Below are 18,140 nucleotides of genomic sequence, written 5' to 3' on the forward strand. Positions count from 1 at the left end.
GAATCATACCAACGGATCTTTTTCAGTTATTCTTCATTATACTGTTTGTGAGAGGTAAATCGATAAGAGTTTCCAAACAAGCTAGTGTAATACCTTGCTCTTTTAATGCTGTAAACAAGCCGCTTGATGAAACATAAGGGAACCCCAACTTTTCTTTGATCTTTTGAATTCGTCTATTTTCACTGGCTTCTGAACAACCTTGAATATAACTGATTTCTTTTACCTTACAGTGCGAAAGCAGTAGGCGTATGGTTATCATCTCTTTTCGTGTAAAACGAATATGGCCAAAACGCATATATTTTTGAGGATTTAATAGTTCCGGTGCAACATTCTTTGTTTGCCCTAATAATTGCGCCTTTATAGGAATATTCGCTCTCATCGGTAAAGTAACGTCAGGATTTTTTTTCCAAAGCTGGTGGGCATACTCAGAAATCATGGGACGATGCTTATAAATAGATAACATTTCAGATAATGTGAGCTGCTTATTTGAATTTACAGTAGTAATTTCAAATGTACTCCCATATCTATTACAAAAATCAACTTTAAATTTACTTTTTTTCGATTTAGCTAGAATCTTCATGAAAACTTCCGGGTAATTATTCCAATATTGGATGCTCGATTTTAATCTTTCTTCCACCAAAAGATCCAACCCACTGTTTAAACTTATTAATTGCCATTCATAATTATTAGATGCTATATGCATTGTTTTATTTTTTAAATCAACACAGAAATAGGTAACATCAACATCATGCCAATCAAAAATATTTATAAATTCATTTTTAAAATTACTACATATATCTTCAAAAACTTGGCTTTCAGCATTCATATCAATTCCTTAATAAAGTTTAACTTCCCGTTTTTGTCTCTATTTCAAAATCTTTAGATGGTTTTTTATAAATTAAAAATCGAAGTGCACCACACAATGTTAGAAATAAGCCCACATAGGCTATATTAATATTAGCAAGATAAGTTGTAATCAAAGGTGAGACACCACCAAAAAGCATTGCTGTAAAGTTAAAACCTAACGCAAGTGTAACAACCTTTCCTTTTGCCGCTTTAAACAACATAAAGGGGGTCGTTGCTAGAATCATTGCTGCATATATATTGATAATTAATTGAGAAATAATAGTTAATATTATAGATTGACTGCTAATTAATAAAAATATAGGAATTGATAAAAACACCATTCCTATCACACCGAGGTTATATACCTTTTCCAAAATATTATATTTGTCGGTAAGCCAGCCACAAATTAACATAAAAGATAGAAGTAAAATTGACAATAACAGTGCCCATACAGTCCTATCTTCTATCATTTGCATTTTTTCAAGAAACATAGCTGTTGAAACATGCTGCACAAAGAAGAGCACATTTCCAGGTATGGTTAATAAAAAAACAAAAAACATATCCATATAACTAATAGGTACTGATTTTATTTTTTCACTTGAATTATTAGGCAATTTCATTCTAAACCAAAAGCTAATAGCAATATTAAGCACTCCTAAAAACAGGGGAACTCGCCATCCAATACTTTGCATCATCTCTGGTTCTAAAAAAAATTCCAAAGCAAATACAACTGTAAGTGAAATAATAATACCGAATGCTGTACTGCCATTGATTATGGCTGATAACCTTGAGTTTTCATTATTCTTAGAGTTATTAAAAAGGTAAGTAATTAATGATGGATATTCTCCTGCAAAACTAAATGATAGTGCCATTTGCAAAATTAAAATGGCAATAGGAGTGTAATTCCCTAATAAATTAATAGGTAATAATGCCATGCATAGTGTAGCTGTCCCTGTTATAAAACTTGTTAAAACCAATGCGGACTTTTTACCAACACTGTCGGCATACCTCCCTATAATATAAGCGCCAACAGGCCGAATAATAAAACGCAAAGCAAATATACCCCATACCATCTCTGTCGCTTGGTTATAGCCTAGCCGCTCTAATTCTGCGCTGAGATAACTCGATATTGCCGCAAAAACAGCAATATCATAATATTCAAGTGTATTACCAGCCACTGCGCCAAATCGATATTTCCATTTCATGATAAAATTCCTTTTTATCTCCAACTTTATTTAATTAGCATTTATATAAACATTGAATCATTGTATTTTAATCCAAAGGTAACTACTCAATATCGACATTATCTATAACATAAAAAACAAAGCGCACAAAGTGATAATTTAATTACTAACTTTAAATCAGCAAATAAATAAAACAAAAAAAATTTCATAATATATAAATAATTAATTTATTAAAATTAAATAAAATATTAAGAGTTGAATTTCACTTTCAAAAAAACAAAAATCAATAATAAGTAAAATATTAAAATACAACAAAAAATCGCCCTTATTACATACATAAATAGATATTAAGGACGATTTTCTGTTATTTTTTAAATAATTCACATTGTAGCTAGACGGCAAATGAGCTAATCCCTAGGAGCATACACCAGTATGTGACTAGGGTTAGCGAAAGAAGCCAACAATGCTACAGCGTGAAGCATAACATGTATTTTGATTTTTTAAATAATTCACGTTGTAGCTAGGCGGCAAATGAGAGTATTTTGGAGAGCATACAAAAGTATGTGACTAGGGTTAGCGAAAGAAGCTAACAACGCTACAGTGTGAAGCATGACATGTATTTTGATTTTTTAAATAATTCACGTTGTAGCTAGGCGGCAATTGAGAGTATCTTGGGGAGCATACAAAAGTATGTGACCCAAGTACTCGAGAGAAGCCAACACCCCTACAACGCGAAATATAACAAACTATTCAATGCTCTAAATAGTTCGTGTTGTAGGTAGGCGGCAATTGAGAGTATCTTGGGGAGCATACAAAAGTATGTGACCCAAGTACTCGAAAGAAGCCAACACCCCTACAACGCGAAATATAACGAGCATTAGTGTTCGCGGGCGTGATTGATAGTATAACGTGGTATCTCCACCACTAAATCCTCATCCGCCACCAACGCCTGGCAACTTAAACGACTTTCTGGTTCTAACCCCCATGCTTTGTCTAACATGTCATCTTCGAGTTCACTACTTTCTTCTAGTGAGTCAAAACCTTCGCGAACGATGCAATGACAGGTTGTACAAGCACAGGATTTTTCACAGGCGTGCTCAAGCTCAATACCGCTGCGTAATGCAACATTTAAAATAGACTCGCCTTCTTGTGCTTCAACGACAGCACCGTCTGGACATAAATCACTATGAGGTAAAAAAACTATTTTAGGCATAATTATATCTCATCCACAGAATGGCCTGACAACGCTTGGCGAATGGACGTATCCATACGACGCGCTGCAAACTCCTGCGATTGCTTATCCAGTTGTTTAATGGCATTTTCAATTACGATTGGGTCTGTACCCTCAACCGCTTTAATTAACTCATTGACCGCATTATCAATTTCTGACTCTTCTTTTGGCGTCAGTAAATTGCCATCTTGGGCTAATGCGTTCGTTAAACTTTCAAGCACTCTTGCAGCTTCAACTTTTTGCTCCGCTAAGCGGCGCGCATTTAAGTCATCTTGCGCGTTAGTCATTGAATCTTTAATCATGTTTGAAATTTCGTTATCCGTTAACCCATACGATGGCTTAACTTGAATCGAGGCTTCTACACCAGTGGATTTTTCCATAGCACTGACACTCAACAGCCCATCGGCATCGACTTGAAAAGTCACACGAATATGAGCTCCACCGGCTGCCATTGCTGGAATATCACGTAAGGTAAAGCGCGCTAACGAGCGGCAATCTGCCACCATTTCACGTTCACCTTGCACCACATGCACACTCATTGCCGTTTGGCCGTCTTTAAATGTGGTAAATTCTTGAGCTCGAGCAACTGGAATCGTCGTATTGCGCGGGATCACTTTTTCAACCAATCCCCCCATGGTCTCTAGACCAAGGGATAACGGGATCACGTCCAATAACAACATTTCGCTGTCAGGCTTGTTCCCTACTAAAATATCGGCTTGAATTGCGGCGCCAATTGCCACCACTTTATCTGGGTCGATGGATGTCAGTGGTGATTTACCAAAAAACTCCCCAACTTTTTGACGTACTAAGGGTACGCGAGTCGAACCACCAACCATAACAACGTTCAGCACCTCTTCTGCCTCAACACCTGCATCTTTCAATGCACGACGACAAGCCATCAGTGTACGTTTCACGTAAGTTTCAATTAACGTTTCAAACTGCTCACGACGAATTTCCCCTTGCCAATTGGCAAGCTGAATAGCCACGGCATCTGCGTCACTGAGCGCAACTTTCGTTTCTGTTGCCACATTTAATAGTTGACGATTTAAATGATGATCGCCTTGTAATGAAACGCCTGCTTGCTCAGCAATCCACTGTGCCAGTACTTGGTCGAAATCATCGCCCCCAAGTGCAGTATCGCCGCCCGTTGCCAACACCTCGAATACACCGCGGCTTAAACGCAAAATAGAAACATCAAAAGTACCACCACCAAGGTCATAAACAGCAATCACACCTTCTTGCCCAGAGTCCAACCCGTAAGCAATCGCAGCGGCAGTCGGTTCATTCAGTAAACGTAATACATGTAAGCCTGCAAGGCGCGCCGCATCTTTTGTACCTTGGCGTTGTGCATCATCAAAATAAGCCGGCACCGTAATCACTACGCCATCCATTTCACCACCTAAGGTTTCTTCTGCACGTTTTGCTAATGTTCTTAGAATGTCAGAAGACACTTGGATTGGGTCGACTTGGCCAGCCGCAGTTTGAATAAATGGCAAACCATTTTCACTGGCACTTAGTTGATAAGGTAAGTCAGGGTAGCGTTTTTGAATATCGACCAATGAACGCCCCATCATGCGTTTCACTGAAATAATGGTATTGACTGGGTCTTGCTCGGCAAGTTGCTTCGCATCCCATCCCACTAGTTTGCTTTCAGGCTGATAATTAACAATCGATGGTAATAAAAAACGCCCTTGATTGTCAGGCAAAGCCGCAGCTTCACCACTGCGCACTGTCGCAATCAAAGAGTGGGTGGTACCTAAATCAATGCCAGCAGCCAATTTGCGTTGATGCGGAGCTGCTGTCATACCGGGTTCGCTGATTTGTAGTAACGCCATAATCGTTTTCTCTTAAAATTCATCTAGTAACCGTTCTTCGAGTTGCTCAGCTTGCTGCTGAAGCTTATCGAGAAAACGTAGTTTACGTACGGTATCAGCGGCTTTTTCCCACTGCATGGCATCTAACTCTGTCACCATCAGTGCGCTTCGTGCTTGCTGCATTTGTTTGACGTTTTGCATAAATTTAGCTAATAAATCAAGTGCATCATCACTGTTTTCAATATTGTCTAACTCTTCACGTAGCTCAAGCTGCTCCATTAAAAATGCCGTATCATGCATGGTATGTTGTTCGTTATTAATATCAAAACCATGTAATGAAAGCATATATTCCGCGCGTTTTAGCGGGTGACGAAGGGCTTGATAGGCAGCGTTAATGGTTGCTGCTTTTTGCAGTGCTTGCATTTTTTCCTGTTCAGAACAGGTTGCAAACCGGTCAGGATGGTATTGACGCTGTAAGTCTTGAAAACGTAACGTCAGTTGTTCGCTATCGATGGCATAAGTTGGGGTCAACCCAAAAAGAGTAAAGTAATCCATAAGTGCTCAGTTTCTCGAACCGGTTACCAATACCACTAACAAGTTAATATTAGTGAGATTGGCCGAAAATTAGGCTTAATTGAACGCATTATACGTGAAAACTTTCACCGCATCCGCATTCACTATTGACGTTAGGGTTATTAAATTTAAACCCTTCGTTTAAGCCTTCTTTAACGAAATCCAGCTCAGTACCATCAAGATAAACAATGCTCTTGCCATCGACGATGACCTTTACGCCTTTATCTTCAAAAACTGTGTCTTCTTCATTAATTATATCAGCGAATTCAAGAACATAAGCCATCCCTGAACAACCTGAAGTTCTTACACCTAAACGCAAGCCCTCGCCTTTTCCACGATTTTGCAGAAAGGATTGAATACGCTGCGCAGCACTTTCTGTAAGAGAAATAGACATTGCAAACCTCACTTTAGAAACAAACAAGGCAGATGCTACTCATGAGTCGCATCCGCCTTCAAATTATTTTATACCCACCCTATTTCTAAGCTAAGAAACTCAGCGATATTTAGCCTAGAAGGCATGAGTATTGTTCCAGTTATAGGACGATAACTTGTTGTTATTTATTAATATGGCTTGCCCTATAGACTGATTAAAAACTTATTTGCTTTGGCGTTTGCTTTTGTAATCAGCAATAGCAGCTTTGATTGCGTCTTCCGCTAGAATTGAACAGTGAATTTTCACTGGTGGTAATTCTAACTCTTCTGCAATGGCTGTATTTTTGATTGACTCTGCTTCGTCCAAACTTTTGCCTTTCATCCACTCAGTCACGAGTGAACTTGAAGCAATTGCTGAACCGCAACCATAAGTTTTAAAACGTGCATCTTCAATAATGCCGTCATCATTTACTTTAATCTGTAATTTCATGACGTCACCACAGGCAGGTGCGCCTACCATACCGCTACCGACGCTTGGGTCGCTGTTGTCAAACGAACCAACGTTGCGTGGGTTTTCATAATGATCGATAACTTTTTCACTGTAAGCCATTTTTAAACTCCTGAAACCGTCTGATTAATGGTGAGACCATTCGATGCTGTTAAGATCTACGCCGTCTTTAAACATTTCCCATAAAGGAGACAGCTCGCGTAAGTGGCCAATTGCGCCATGAATCATTTTGATTGCATAGTCAATTTCTTCTTCTGTCGTGAAACGACCTAAAGAGAAACGGATTGAGCTATGTGCCAGCTCATCATTCATCCCTAAAGCGCGCAGTACATAAGAAGGTTCTAGGCTTGCAGAAGTACATGCAGAACCTGAAGATACAGCCAAATCTTTTAATGACATCATCAGTGATTCACCTTCAACATAGTTGAAGCTGACGTTCAGAATGTGCGGCGCACCGTGTTCTAAATCACCATTGAGGTAAACTTCTTCGATATCTTTAATACCGTTCCACAAACGTAACCGTAAACCGCGTAAACGCTCAGATTCCGCAGCCATTTCTTCTTTGGCAATACGGTAAGCTTCGCCCATACCAACGATTTGGTGTACAGGTAATGTCCCAGAACGCATACCGCGCTCATGGCCACCACCGTGCTGTTGCGCTTCAAGGCGAACACGAGGTTTACGGCGGACATACAGTGCACCAATGCCCATTGGGCCATAGAGTTTGTGCGCAGAAAACGACATTAAATCAACTTTTAACGCATTCAGATTGATAGGTAATTTACCCACGCTTTGAGTTGCATCGACGTGGAAAATAATCCCTTTGCTACGGCATAATTCACCAATAGCTTCGATATCCTGCACGACACCAATTTCATTATTAACATGCATAATAGAAATTAAAATAGTGTCTTCACGGATAGCGTCTTGTAGGTCTTGCATAGCAATTAAACCATTGCTCTGCGGTGACAGGTAAGTCACTTCAAAACCTTCACGCTCTAATTGGCGGCAGGTATCTAAAACGGCTTTGTGTTCCGTTTTACAGGTAATAATGTGGTTGCCTTTCTTTTTATAGAAATTAGCAGCGCCTTTAATCGCTAAGTTATCAGACTCAGTTGCGCCTGAAGTAAACACGATTTCACGCGGGTCAGCGCCCACTAATTCGGCGATTTGATTGCGAGCAATATCTACCGCTTCTTCCGCTTGCCAGCCGAAACGATGAGAACGGGACGCTGGGTTACCAAAGTTCCCATCCATTGTTAAACATTGCATCATTTTTTCAGCCACACGCGGGTCAACCGGTGTTGTTGCTGAATAATCAAGATAAATTGGTAATTTCATTGCTCACTTACTCCAAAGGACAAGGTAACTTGCCTTTAATTTTTAAAGATACAAATAGCGGAAATTAGCTCTTCGTCTAACAACTCACCAAGATGTACCGACTGCAATTTTTTTAATATTTTTAAGCACGTACATTGATAATTGATTCAGGTGTAATCCCATTTGGCATAGTTTTACGCTGTTCATTATCTTGTCTATCAGCAACAACCATGACTTCTTGGTTTTTAACCAGCTCATCAAGGCTAATGCTGCTAAGGAAACTTGTAATTCTATCGCTTAAATCGCGCCATAATGCGTGAGTTAAGCAGCGATCGCCATTTTGGCAACCTTCTTTATTACCCTGGCAACGGGTGGCGTCAACAGATTCATCTACCGCAGCGATTACTTCAGCAACAAAGATTTGGTCTGCGTCTCTACCAAGCAAATAACCGCCGCCTGGACCGCGCACACTCGAAACCAACTCGTTTTTGCGTAAACGAGAGAAAAGTTGCTCAAGATAAGAGAGGGAAATTCCCTGACGTTCAGAAATGTCAGCTAAAGGCACTGGACCTGACTGAGAGTGTAATGCGACATCTAACATCGCAGTTACTGCGTAACGCCCTTTGGAAGTGAGTCTCATAACATATTACTCCGTGGTAAATTATGGTCAGATTGTGACATTCCTGAGTAATTTAGTCAACTATTTACCTGACTAATTTACTCAAGTATTATTCACCTGATTTTACCACGGATTTCGCCTCACTTTTTCGCCCATTTTTCCATTGACGTTAAAATACCCCGCAGGATATGTAACTCTTGGGTTTCGATATGCGCTCGAGTGAATAAACGGCGTAATTTATTCATAATTAAGCCAGGGTGGGCTTTACGTATAAAACCGGATTCATTCAATACGCTTTCAAGATGGACATAAAACCGCTCAACATCTTCTGACGGCGGGTATTCTACCTCATCATCTGCGGAAATTACCGTATTTTTTTCATTCATTGAAAGATACGCCATACGTATCTCATAACTCACCAACTGAACCGCCATCGCTAAATTCAAAGAACCGTATTCAGGATTCGTTGGGATATATAAATGATACTGACATTTTTGTAATTCTTCGTTGGTCAATCCTACTCGCTCACGACCAAAAACAATCGCAACTGGCGATTCTTTGGATTGCTCAACAGATTTAACGCCACATTCACGTGGCTCAACCATCGGCCAAGATAAAGTACGAGAACGCGCACTAGTGCCGATCACTAGTTTACAGCCTTCTAAAGCTTCATCGAGAGTTTTAACGATTGTCGCATTACCAATAACATCACTTGCTCCTGCAGAAAGCGCAATAGAGTGTGAGTCTGGTTCAACAAGAGGGTTAACAAGATAGAGATTAGAAAGCCCCATGGTTTTCATTGCGCGGGCCGTTGAGCCCATATTACCAGTGTGTGAGGTCTCAACAAGAACAATACGGATATTATCTAACATGGTTTATACGTTTCATAAAAAAATTATCGCAATAGCTTAACACAAAATTGCTTATTGTGACGAACATCTATATACTTCGGCACTCAAGTTTTTCGTTCTTTAACATTCCAGTGGAAAAAGCCCATGCATCCGATGCTTAACATCGCCATACGTGCAGCACGTAAGGCCGGTAATCACATAGCTAAAAACTATGAAATGCCTAGCAATATTAAAGTCACTCAGAAAGGCACTAACGATTTCGTTACTAACGTTGACCAAGAATCTGAGCAACTAATAATTGAAATCATCCGCAAGTCATATCCAGACCACACTATTATCACTGAAGAAAGCGGTGAATTAATTGGTAAAGATGATGATATTCAATGGGTAATCGATCCACTGGATGGCACCACCAACTTCACAAAACGCCTCCCTCATTTTTCTGTTTCTATCGCTGTACGCGTTAAAGGCCGTACAGAAGTTGCTGTTGTCTACGACCCAATGCGTAATGAATTATTTAGCGCAGTACGTGGACAAGGCGCTCAGCTTAACGGTTATCGTATTCGCATTGATGAAAAGCGTGACCTTGATGGCGCTATCGTTGCGACAGGTTTCCCTTTCAAACAAAAACAGCACGCTGCGGTATATATGAATATCATGACCGCAATGTTCGACAAATGCGCTGATTTCCGTCGTACGGGTTCTGCGGCGTTAGACCTGTGTTATGTTGCTTCTGGTCGTGTTGATGCATTCTTTGAAATCGGCTTAAAACCATGGGATTTCTTAGGCGGCGAGCTAATCATGCGTGAAGCTGGCGGTATCATGACTGACTTTATTGGCGGCCATAATTATATCGCATCTGGTAACTTAGTCGCTGGTAGCCCACGTGTTGTTAGAGACATACTGTCCGTCATGAAAGATGAGTTATCGGAAGCATTAAAACGCTAATTCATTCAGACTAGAAATAAATTAGCGCCAAACAAAAACCCACTCTTATTGTGGGTTTTTGTTGTTATTTAAAATAAATGTTTGTTTAAAATAAATTGCTATTTAAAACAAAATAACACCTTTAATTAATTCACGATTATTAATGACATCACTTTCATAAACATCACCAATGGTATCAAAGTCAAATTGGTGTGTTAGCATCATCCCACTAGATAACTTACCTTCAGCCATTAATCTTGCAACTTTATTGAAGTCTTCAGGCGTTGCATTACGACTCCCCATCATTGTTGTCTCTTTTTTATGGAAATCGGGGTCTGGAAACGATAAATTACCTTTAAATAGGCCAACAAATACAATTAAACCACCATGACGAATTAAATTCACCGCGGTGTTCATTGCGTGTTGATTCCCCGTAGCATCAATGACTTTCTCAGCAAGCATGCCTGAAAAATGGCCTTCAATGCTTGATAAGTAATTTTCAGCCGCTGGGTCACACGTTTTTAAGCCTAAGACCTTTTCAACATGTTGGCGACGTGCCTCACTGGTATCAGCCACTAATACGTTAGCACCATCCGCTTTGGCAATTGCAGCAACGCCAAGCCCTATCGGCCCAGCCCCTACGACTAAAACAGTATCTTGCGCTTTAACCTGCGCACGCCTGACGGCATGAGCACTGATTGAAAATGGTTCGATCAAGGCGCCATCAATATCTGTGACAGTGTCTTCAATCGCTAATACATTTTTCTCTGGAACATTTAAATATTCACAAAAACCCCCGTCTTCGTGAACGCCAATAACTGATATTTTTTCGCAACAATTTGTTTTTCCTTCCTTGCATGCACCACATTCGTAACATGCGACATAAGGCATCACCGCAACACGTTGCCCGACTTTCCACTGCGTGATATCTGATGCAACCTCACAAATAGTTCCAGAAATTTCATGTCCTAATACTCGTGGATATTGAAAAAATGGCTGGTTTCCTCCCCATGCATGAATATCAGTTCCACATATACCAACCGCATGAATTTTTATTTTTACGTGCCCAGTTTGAACTGTAGGTTCAACAACTTGTTGATAGACTAATTGTTTAGGTTCTTGGCAAATCAATTGTTTCATATTTCCCTCCATCAATTTATCTGTCTTTTTTAATTTAAAAAACATAGACTAGATAATTAACAACCGAATTTTGTGATTAAATGTTTTTAAATCGGTTTTAAATCGGTCTTTAAAGAATAAAAATCAGATTCAAGGAGTATTTAAATGGTGAGGAGTAAAAATATACGCTATGGGTCAATTAATGAATTCTTAGATGCCATACATAAAAATTTATTAACATCCCCCTTCCCCTCACAATCTTCTTTAGCAGAGATGTTTAATATCAGTCGAACCACCGTGAGACATACCCTCGAATATTTATTAGAAAAGAAAATCATTGAAAAACAAGGGAATGAATATCATGTCATTCGCTATCCCAATAAAACTGATTTCTTTCCTGTTGAATCAAGTCTCCCTGATCAACAAATCGTCTTATTCGAAAAAGCGTTTTATCAAATGATTAAACGCAAAGAATTGATGCCCGGAGATACTTTTACTGAATTACAATTAGCAAAAAAAAGTCATGTAAGTTCTAGTGTTGTTCGGGAGTTCTTAGTGGAGTTTTCCCGTTATGGGTTAATTAAAAACACCCACCGAGGAAATTGGCATATGATGAAGTTTTCACGTGAATACGCAGAAAAACTTTTTGAGTTTAGGGAGTTACTAGAAACCAATGCATTGACTCATTTTTTAAATTTACCACCAGATGACCATCGTTGGATTTTAGCGAAAGAGCTATTACTCAAGCATAGAACACTGCGTGAAACCGTTACTATCAATTACCGCGACTTTTCTCAACTAGATTATGAACTACATAGCCTTATTTTATCGGGTGCCAACAACCCATTTTTTAATCAATCTCTTGAAATCATCACTGTGATATTTCATTTTCAATATCAATGGGATGAATCAGATTTAAAAGAAAGAAATGTACTGGCAATTGAAGAACACATGACCATTTTAAGTGCGTTAATTAGCCGTAATGATATTGTCGCGATGAATGAACTTAGACATCATTTAGATACCGCTAAACGAACTATGATCAACTCCATACAGCAAACTTATGAATAAATAACATTAGTTTACAAGGTCAATGGATGGCCAATGACGAATTATTTCTTTGGGTCGATAATGGTACACATCAAACAAAACCTGAATTTTTCAGTAAAAAAACAGCTTAATTATAAAATTATTATTATCAAAAATTATAGAAAATAAAATTATCACTATATTTCAATTGATTAAAAGACATATTTATTGAACAGATTTAATCTATCAATAATTCATCTGTTTTTAACTGATAAAAAACACATTAAAAACATCAAAAAGCCATTCATTCCACAAAATTGATGCAATTAATAGTCCATAGAAAAAAATACTTCTAGTCTGAATCAACACCAGATGATTAATACACATAATAACTAGAGGAATGGTCATGGATTACTTAAATAGACAGTCAATGGCTAATAAGCAATACCCAGAGAGAATTTTACAATTCGGAGAAGGTAATTTTTTACGTGCTTTTATCGACTGGATGGTTGACCAACTGAATGAAAAGACAGATTTCAATAGTGGCATTACGCTTGTCAGGCCAATTGACTCATCTCATCCCTCAATTAATCAACAAAATGGACTTTATACTGCCATCACCAGGGGAATTAATGAACAAAAACAAAGCGTTTCTAATATAAGGATTATTAATTCGGTTAACCGTGAAATACTTATTTATTCTGAATACGATAAATTTTTAAAGTGTGCAGAAAATCCCGAATTACAATGGATCTTCTCTAATACTACGGAAGCAGGGATCGTATATAAGCACGACGTACGCTTAGAAGATACACCAGCAAGTAGTTTCCCTGCAAAGCTTACTCAATTTTTATTTCACCGCTTTCAACATTTTAATGGCGATAGTAGCAAAGGGTTGTTCATCATCCCCTGTGAGCTAATTGACTATAATGGCGATAAATTACAAGAGTTTGTAAATCAACATGCACAAGACTGGCAACTTCCCACGGATTTTATCGCTTGGCTAAATAGCAGTAATACGTTTTGTTCTACGTTAGTCGATAGAATTGTTACTGGCTACCCGAAAAATGAAATTGAAAAACTGGAAAAAGAATTAGGCTATAAAGACGATTTTCTCGTCACTGCTGAATATTTCTATTTATTTGTTATTCAAGGGCCAAAAATACTAGAGCAGAAGCTAAAGTTAAATGAATTGCCATTAAATATCAAAGTAGTAGATGACATAAAACCCTACAAAGAACGTAAAGTTGCAATCTTAAATGGTGCACACACTGCGATGGTTCCCGTTGCTTATTTAGCAGGGATTCGAACTGTTCGTGATGTCACTACCAACCCAATCTTTTTATCTTTCATCAAAGATTTAATTGATAATGAGGTTATTCCTGTTTTATCTCAAAGCCCTTCGGAGCTCATGGCTTTTGCCTCCGCAGTAATTGACCGTTTTAATAACCCATATATAGAGCATGAGTTACTTTCAATTTCTCTAAACTCGCTAACTAAATTTAAAACTCGTTTATTACCTCAATTAATCTCTTATGTTAAGCAATACAATAAAATTCCTTATTGCATTTCATTTTCACTTGCTGCACTTATTGTTTTCTATCGAGGAAAACAGGGTGAACAACTCATTCCTTTAAATGATGATGATTATTTACTCGAACGCTTTAAAGCTTGGAATGAGCTCTATGACTCAAATGTAAAACAACTGACTGAAAATGTGCTAGCAATGTCTGATTTATGGGGATTAAACCTCAACGAAATACCACAATTACAAGATGATGTGAGCCAAAAAATCACAGATATTCTGAATAGTGGCACAGAAATAATGCTACGCAAAAAATACATTGGTTAGAAAAAAACTAAATACTTAAAACAATAAATCCCCCTACAGGAGATACCTTTATGAAACTGAGCACATTAAACGGAAAAACATTTCTTAGCTTAACACTCAGCACAATGCTATTAATGGGCAGCATGACAGGTGCCGCATTCGCCGATGCTAAATATAAGCTAAAAGTCGCTTATGAAAATAACCCCGGAGAGCCTTTTGACTTAGCTATCCACGAATGGGCAAAGAAATTCAATGAAAAAACTAATGGTGAAGGTGAGTTAATTCCTTACCCAAGCTCACAATTAGGTTCTAAAAAAGATGTCATCGAACAAATGAAGTTAGGTAGTCCATTAATTACCTTAGCAGATGGTGCCTTCTTTTCTGATTATGTACCTGATTACGGTATTATGTTTGGGCCGTACTTAGGGCTATCTTATAAAGATATTTTTAAATTAAATGCCTCACCTTGGTATGGTTCCTTAGAACAACAGTTAGATAAAAAAGGCCTTCATGTGGTTTCTAAAGATTGGCTATATGGTTCACGTCATATCTTAGCCAATAAAATGATCCAAACCCCAGATGACCTAAAAGGTTTAAAAATTCGCGTCCCCAACAATAAAATTCAAATTAAAGGTTTAGAGGCAATGGGAGCCACACCAACACCATTACCTTTAGCTGAAGTTTATACTGCACTTAATCTTAAAATTATTGATGGTGCAGAAAACCCAATTCCAGTGCTATATGGGCAAAAACACCATGAAGCTGCCAAATTCTTAATTCTAACTGGCCATGTAGAAAACGTAACCAACTTAGTCATGGGCAGCAAAACCTACGCTAAATTACCTGAAAATATTCAGCAGGCTTTAGTTGAATCAGGAAATGAAGCTGGGCAATTCTTAACAGATTTAGTCTTACAGCAAGAGAAAGAGATCATTGAGAAAATGAAAAGTGAAGGTGTTACTGTTGTTGAAGTAGACAGAGCGCTCTTCAAAGAAAAATCTAAGCCTTTCTATAATGAATTCCCTGAATGGTCTGCGAATTTATATCAACAAACTCAAGATATTATTAATAATTAACCCTATTACTTGGCGGTTAACACCGCCAATATTTTTACAATACAAATGGTTGACTATTATTCTCGCAAGGATCTTTTATGTTTAAATTTCTGGGGAAATTAAGTGATATAGTGGCATCGCTTGCCGTTGCCGCTATCGTCATTATTACCATTCTTGCTGTATTCATGCGTTGGCTTCTTAATGACCCTTTAATGTGGAGTGAGGAAGTTTTAATTATTTGCTACATATGGTTGGTTATGATTGGAGCAGCATCCGCTGCGGGTAAAAGAATGCACGTCAGTATTGATGCTATTACCTCTTTATTTCCTGAAAAAGTACAATTAGCTATCGCGGTCATTACGCATATTATGGCCATTATTGCTTTATCAATTTTTGGGTATCTTGGATATGAACTCTCGATTATCGCAGAAGATAAAATAACACCAATTATTGGTATTTCTTATTACTATATCGACCTTTCTGTTCCCATTGGCGCATCCATCATGGTGTTATTTTCTATCCAACATTTACTGGAAGACATGAGTAAATTAATAAAAGGAGATAAACCATGTCAGTAATTATCGCCTGTATTGTATTAATATTCTGCTTTTTAATTAATGTTCCCATTTTTTTAAGTGTGCTAATTGCATTACTCACTTATTTCTTTTCTGCTGGTGATATATCTCCTCTTATTGCAGTTCAGCGCATTATTGGTGCAGGAGAAAATGTCACGTTACTTGCTATTCCTTTTTTCATTCTGTTAGGTAACCTTTTGAATTACACGGGTATCACTAGCCGAATGTTAAAATTTACTGGCACACTGTCTGGGCACTACCCAGGGGGACTTGCCCAATCTAACGTATTATTAAGTACAATGATGGGCGGGCTCTCTGCATCTAACCTTGCTGACTGTGCCATGTTATCTAAAATGTTAGTACCCGAAATGACCAAATTAGGTTATGGGAAAAGCTTCTCTGCCGCTGTCACTGCTGCAGGATCATTAATAACACCTATAATTCCACCGGGTATTGCATTAATCATCTATGGATTTGTTGCCGATGTCTCTATTGGTAAGATGTTTATGGCTGCGATCATTCCTGGTTTAATGTGCTGCGTTGCTTTAATGGTTACAATTTATCTTATTGCCAAAAAACGTGGATACAAACCTGCTAGAGACAAAGCGCCTACATTTGCTGAAGTTTACCAAACAGGTAAAGGAGCAATGTCAGCTTTCCTCTTAGTCCTCGTTATTATTGGCGGAATTCGCTTTGGTATTTTTACACCGACAGAAGCTGGTGCTATTGCTGTACTTTACGTTATTGTAATTGGTACCTTCTTTTATCGTGAAATGAAGTTAAAAGACATTGCGGCCTCATTTTTAGAAACAGCTCGTTCAACAGCAAGCATCATGCTCATTATTATGACTTGTTCTGCGTTAGCATGGGTATTGACGAACGAGCAAGTGGCACAAGATGTTGCCAAAATGATGACCAGTTTCTCTGATAATCCATATGTCTTCTTAATGATTGTCAATGCGGTGCTTTTAATTCTAGGTATGTTTATTGAAGGTAATGCAGCAATTATTGTCCTTGTTCCATTATTAATGCCTACAGTAAAACTTTTAGGAATTGACCCTATCCATTTTGGCATTGTCATGATCCTTAATTTAGCTATCGGATGTTTAACACCCCCTATGGGAACGGTAATGTTTGTTGCCACATCGATTACTGGTGTACGTATTTCAGACTTTATTCGTGAGGTCATGCCACTGTTCTTTGCATTAATTATCGTATTACTCTTAGTCACTTTTATGCCTGTATTTACGACTTTCCTACCTAGCTTATAAGATAAAATTATATATCAATGGCAAGTCATTAACTATGACTTGCCATTTTATTATCAATTAATTTTTTATAAATTAAATTTTATTTAATTTCACAAATTAATATTACTTTTGTTTATTGTTAAGTTAATTGACCTTTATCCTTGTCACAATAACATGCACAACAAGAAATACTCAAAAAGATAAACTACTGATCATCAAAAAATTACACTTATTACGAGTCACACTGACATAATTAGAAAAACAATATCATATTAAATTCATACATATAAAAAAGACATTAATCTCATTAAATATTTTTTTAATTTTTAATTTGAAAAAAATATACTTTATATCTAGCATAAAATAACACAGCTAATTTACATTCAGCTGTTAATCAAAGTTATATCACTTTATTTTACTTTGACCTTATGGGGTTAATTATGTCTAGATATATACTACCTCTGTCTTTACTTTCGTTATCTGTTATATCAGGTTCAGCACTTGCAATAACTAACAGTGCTGGAGGAATTATTTCAATTTCTGGAGCAATAAGCGATACAACTTGTACAATTAATGGCGGAAATAGTGCCGATATGACTGTTGTTCTTGACCCAATAACCGTAACAGATGCAGGGACCACTGCCGCGACGGTTATTTCTAAAAATCAAAAACAATTTTCTTTAACTTTCTCTGATTGCGCACCTGCGAGCACTCCTGTAAGTAATCTGAAATTACACTTTTATTCATCAAGTAATATTTCCCCTTCCGGTTTGTATTTAGTGAATACTTCCGTCAATGAAAATGATGCTTCCGTTGCTAAAAATGTTGGATTTAGTTTATCTAAAACCAGCACTCCAACAACCGCAATTCCACTCAATGTGGCCTTTGATACTAACCTTACAGGGGCTGACACTGGTGGCGCGACAGGAGCTACACTCAATTTAATAGCCAGTTATTATAAAACTAATGCAACTGCTGCCAAAGTCGGTCTTTTGCAATCAAATGTAATATATACAGTTTCCTATTTATAATTATG

At 37.9% G+C, this 18,140-nt stretch carries 18 protein-coding genes; 7 read left to right on the forward strand and 11 right to left on the reverse strand.

Annotation, left to right across the window (positions count from 1 at the left end; all coding sequences use genetic code 11):
- Positions 1–22: 22 nt before the first annotated feature.
- From M1F25_RS13960 to trmJ, 10 genes are all read right to left on the reverse strand, one after another.
- On the reverse strand, positions 23–826 hold the full coding sequence (locus tag M1F25_RS13960; protein ID WP_181488168.1) for a hypothetical protein: 804 nt from the start codon (positions 824–826) through the stop codon (positions 23–25).
- Between the two features lie 19 nt (positions 827–845).
- Positions 846–2,051 (reverse strand): MFS transporter, encoded by a 1,206-nt coding sequence (locus tag M1F25_RS13965; RefSeq protein ID WP_004264908.1) that lies wholly within the window; start codon positions 2,049–2,051, stop codon positions 846–848.
- Positions 2,052–2,907: 856 nt separating this feature from the next.
- Positions 2,908–3,243, reverse strand: a complete 336-nt coding sequence (fdx, locus tag M1F25_RS13970; RefSeq protein ID WP_004264910.1) for an ISC system 2Fe-2S type ferredoxin — start codon at positions 3,241–3,243, stop codon at positions 2,908–2,910.
- A gap of 2 nt (positions 3,244–3,245) precedes the next feature.
- Entirely contained in the window at positions 3,246–5,096 is a 1,851-nt protein-coding gene (gene hscA, locus M1F25_RS13975) for a Fe-S protein assembly chaperone HscA (protein ID WP_153673949.1), read from the reverse strand.
- Between the two features lie 12 nt (positions 5,097–5,108).
- Positions 5,109–5,630: a co-chaperone HscB gene (gene hscB, locus M1F25_RS13980; RefSeq protein ID WP_094961711.1), complete on the reverse strand. Its 522-nt coding sequence runs from the start codon at positions 5,628–5,630 to the stop codon at positions 5,109–5,111.
- 88 nt (positions 5,631–5,718) lie between these two features.
- On the reverse strand, positions 5,719–6,042 hold the full coding sequence (gene iscA, locus M1F25_RS13985; RefSeq protein ID WP_004264913.1) for an iron-sulfur cluster assembly protein IscA: 324 nt from the start codon (positions 6,040–6,042) through the stop codon (positions 5,719–5,721).
- Positions 6,043–6,243: 201 nt separating this feature from the next.
- Positions 6,244–6,630 carry a Fe-S cluster assembly scaffold IscU gene (gene iscU / locus M1F25_RS13990; RefSeq protein WP_004264914.1) on the reverse strand — a complete coding sequence of 129 codons (387 nt, stop codon included), beginning with the start codon at positions 6,628–6,630 and terminating at the stop codon, positions 6,244–6,246.
- A 24-nt stretch (positions 6,631–6,654) separates the two neighbouring features.
- Positions 6,655–7,869, reverse strand: coding sequence for an IscS subfamily cysteine desulfurase (locus M1F25_RS13995; protein WP_181488170.1), 1,215 nt, complete (start codon positions 7,867–7,869; stop codon positions 6,655–6,657).
- 121 nt (positions 7,870–7,990) lie between these two features.
- A complete protein-coding gene (gene iscR, locus M1F25_RS14000; RefSeq protein WP_004264917.1) occupies positions 7,991–8,488 on the reverse strand; it encodes a Fe-S cluster assembly transcriptional regulator IscR in 498 nt (165 codons plus the stop codon).
- Positions 8,489–8,607: 119 nt separating this feature from the next.
- Positions 8,608–9,339 carry a tRNA (cytosine(32)/uridine(32)-2'-O)-methyltransferase TrmJ gene (gene trmJ, locus M1F25_RS14005; RefSeq protein ID WP_004264918.1) on the reverse strand — a complete coding sequence of 244 codons (732 nt, stop codon included), beginning with the start codon at positions 9,337–9,339 and terminating at the stop codon, positions 8,608–8,610.
- Positions 9,340–9,462: 123 nt separating this feature from the next.
- Between trmJ and suhB the strand changes: the two genes are divergently transcribed.
- Positions 9,463–10,266: an inositol-1-monophosphatase gene (gene suhB / locus M1F25_RS14010; RefSeq protein WP_004264919.1), complete on the forward strand. Its 804-nt coding sequence runs from the start codon at positions 9,463–9,465 to the stop codon at positions 10,264–10,266.
- 102 nt (positions 10,267–10,368) lie between these two features.
- Here the strand turns inward: suhB and M1F25_RS14015 are convergent, their stop codons facing one another.
- Positions 10,369–11,397 carry a zinc-binding alcohol dehydrogenase family protein gene (locus tag M1F25_RS14015; RefSeq protein WP_004264920.1) on the reverse strand — a complete coding sequence of 343 codons (1,029 nt, stop codon included), beginning with the start codon at positions 11,395–11,397 and terminating at the stop codon, positions 10,369–10,371.
- A 132-nt stretch (positions 11,398–11,529) separates the two neighbouring features.
- Between M1F25_RS14015 and M1F25_RS14020 the strand changes: the two genes are divergently transcribed.
- The 6 genes from M1F25_RS14020 (at position 11,530) to M1F25_RS14045 (ending at position 18,135) form a co-directional block, all read left to right on the forward strand.
- Positions 11,530–12,435, forward strand: coding sequence for a GntR family transcriptional regulator (locus tag M1F25_RS14020; protein ID WP_004264921.1), 906 nt, complete (start codon positions 11,530–11,532; stop codon positions 12,433–12,435).
- Positions 12,436–12,799: 364 nt separating this feature from the next.
- Positions 12,800–14,245 (forward strand): tagaturonate reductase, encoded by a 1,446-nt coding sequence (locus tag M1F25_RS14025; protein WP_036958996.1) that lies wholly within the window; start codon positions 12,800–12,802, stop codon positions 14,243–14,245.
- Between the two features lie 50 nt (positions 14,246–14,295).
- On the forward strand, positions 14,296–15,300 hold the full coding sequence (locus M1F25_RS14030) for a C4-dicarboxylate TRAP transporter substrate-binding protein (protein ID WP_004264923.1): 1,005 nt from the start codon (positions 14,296–14,298) through the stop codon (positions 15,298–15,300).
- Between the two features lie 77 nt (positions 15,301–15,377).
- On the forward strand, positions 15,378–15,857 hold the full coding sequence (locus M1F25_RS14035) for a TRAP transporter small permease (protein WP_181488172.1): 480 nt from the start codon (positions 15,378–15,380) through the stop codon (positions 15,855–15,857).
- Positions 15,848–17,125, forward strand: a complete 1,278-nt coding sequence (locus M1F25_RS14040) for a TRAP transporter large permease (RefSeq protein ID WP_004264925.1) — start codon at positions 15,848–15,850, stop codon at positions 17,123–17,125. Before M1F25_RS14035 ends, M1F25_RS14040 begins: the two co-directional genes overlap by 10 nt.
- A gap of 419 nt (positions 17,126–17,544) precedes the next feature.
- Positions 17,545–18,135 carry a fimbrial protein gene (locus tag M1F25_RS14045; protein ID WP_036958998.1) on the forward strand — a complete coding sequence of 197 codons (591 nt, stop codon included), beginning with the start codon at positions 17,545–17,547 and terminating at the stop codon, positions 18,133–18,135.
- The last annotated feature ends 5 nt before the right edge of the window (positions 18,136–18,140 follow it).

This window comes from Providencia sp. PROV109 (genome assembly GCF_033681625.1).
GTDB classification, from domain to species: domain Bacteria; phylum Pseudomonadota; class Gammaproteobacteria; order Enterobacterales; family Enterobacteriaceae; genus Providencia; species Providencia hangzhouensis.